The following is a 1,486-nucleotide window of genomic DNA, read 5'->3' as shown; positions in this document are numbered from 1 at the left end:
GAACCCCTCCACGGCGAAGGTGGTGTAGCCCAGTCCGTGGCCGAGCCAATACGCCGGAGCGGCAGCCTGCGTGGTTTGCGCGGCTTGTCTTGCCCAGCCGCGGTAGCCGACATCCAGCCGTTCCGTGTACTCGAGCTGGCCGTTCCGGGGGTGCGTGTCGCGGACGGGGGCATCGGCCAGGGCGGCCGGCCAGGTGGTTGGCAGGTGGCCGCCGGGCTCGGCGTCGCCGAACAGCACATCGGCCAGGGCGTTTCCGATTTCCATGCCCGGGAACCAGACCAGGAGCACCGCCGCGGCGTCGTTCCGCCAGGGCATCTCCACCGGGGCGCCGGCGTTGACCACCACCACGGTGCGTTGGTTCGCTTCGATGACGGCGCGGACGAGGTCGTCCTGCCGGCCCGGCAGCGCCAGGGAGGTCCGGTCAAAGCCTTCGCTTTCGACGGCACCGGAGGTCCCGACCATCACGACGGCGACGTCGGCGGCGCCGGCCGCGGCAGCCGCCTTGGCGATCTCGCGGTCCGCCGATTCCCGGGGTTCGTCGATGGCCAGCCCTATGCGGAACAGAGCGGCCTCCGGATGCCAGGTGTAGCGCAAGGTCAGTCGCACCGGGGTTCCGGCGGTCAGGACGACGCCGGCTGATTCGTCCGGCGCGCCGATCAGCACGGCTTCAACGTCTGCGTAGCGGTCCCGCGAGTCGGCGGTCGCCACGGCGTCGCCGTCGACCTCCAGGCTGGCGCGGCCGATGCCCTTGAATCCCAGCTTCCAGGTGCCGGAGACGTCCGGCGTGAAGATCGTTTCGATGTCGACGGCGGTGGCGCCGGCGGGGATGGCGCCCGGGCCCCGGGTGAGCGTGGTCCGGGGACCGTATTCCTCCGCAACTGTGCCGGCGGGCCCCCGCCAGGTCAGCCGGACGCTGCCCTCCCCCTGGCCTGGGGCGTGGCATTCCGCATTCCGGGGTTCGCGAAGGCCCTCGGAGAGCCAGGCACCCTGGACGGTGGTGAGCCGGACGCCGTCGCCGGCCCGTGCGCGCAGCCCCGCGGCGGGCGCCACCGTGTAGGCCGGGAACACCGAGGCGCTGCCGCCGCCCTGGGTCCGGGGATCCAGCGCCGCCGGTCCCACCACTGCGATGGAGGTGAGGTCCCCGGGCGAGAGGGGAAGGACGCCGGCCGGATTTTCCAACAGCACGAATCCTGCCGCCGCGGCCTCCCGGGCCACGGCGGCGCCGGCTTCGGGTGCCGCGGGTTCGTTCCGGCGGCCCTCCTCCACCCGGCGGCCCAGGGTGACGAGCCGGCGCACTTTCTCGTCAATCACGGCCTCGGGGACCAGACCGGCGGAGATGGCTTCGACGAGCCCGTCGCCCCACAGCTTCTCCGGTCCCGGCATGGCGAGGTCCGTGGCCGAAAGGGCGGAGTCCACGGTGGAGTACACCGCGTGCCAGTCCGAGACCACGGCGCCTTCGAATCCCCATTCGGTCTTGAGCGGGTTC

Annotated in this window: 1 protein-coding gene; it reads right to left on the bottom strand. The window is 72.6% G+C overall.

The window, feature by feature from the left end; translation table 11 throughout:
• The coding region (locus LQV45_RS31820) for a glycoside hydrolase family 3 protein (protein ID WP_230011433.1) at positions 1-1,486 on the bottom strand (1,486 nt) is incomplete at both ends.

The organism is Microbacterium sp. Bi128 (genome assembly GCF_918698205.1).
The sequence above is the reverse complement of the archived record's forward strand: the minus strand, read 5'-3'. Positions and strand labels throughout refer to the sequence as shown.